Here is a 647-nt window from a genome sequence, read left to right on the forward strand (position 1 = left end):
GTTTTACCTTTACGCAGAGTCCGGGCATTGGCCTGAGTCAGGTAAGACTGTATTTCACCGCTTCGCTCCAGCATGTTTGTGCTTTCTTTTAAGGCGTTATTGCTCCAGACAACAAAAGAAAAGACCGGGCTGTGCGGATAGACAAAGGTAATATCCTCCTTCGGCTTGCCGTTCCCGTCGCGGATAAACCCTTCTGAGATACAGGTTCCCGGCTGCGTCGGGATTTCATCGTCTTTTCGCCCGCTCAGACGGGACATAACATCCTTCAGCTCTGCCAGTTTTGCAGGTTTGGTGTTGGCCATCCATTCGGGTCTTCCAGACTCTTTACGTAGCCAAAACGCACGTTCTTTGGCAAAGTTTGGGTCCGAATAATCGGTAATATCCTGAGTGAGAATAAACGCCACACCGTTTATGTACAGATGCCCTTCCAGAATGCGCCCAAATCCTGGCACGCTCTCATTTTTATTGCGGTCAAATATCACCGCATTCTCACTCAGCCGGTACACCTGTTTGAGAAAAGGCCGATCAACCGTTCTCACCGTGTGTCCATACTGTAATGACTGCTCTCGCAGTTCGATACGCTGCTCAAACGCCGGACGGTAGAGCCGCTGGCTGCTGATGTTCACCTCATTAATCTGAGCACGGTC

1 protein-coding gene is annotated in these 647 nt (G+C 50.4%); it reads right to left on the bottom strand.

Annotation, left to right across the window (positions count from 1 at the left end; translation table 11 throughout):
* Positions 1–626, bottom strand: a 626-nt coding sequence (locus tag NV64_RS22820) for a T6SS immunity protein Tli4 family protein (RefSeq protein ID WP_255410351.1), incomplete at its 3' end; no start/stop codon positions are given.
* Positions 627–647: the final 21 nt, after the last annotated feature.

This window comes from Erwinia sp. B116 (assembly GCF_002865965.1).
Classification (GTDB): domain Bacteria; phylum Pseudomonadota; class Gammaproteobacteria; order Enterobacterales; family Enterobacteriaceae; genus Erwinia.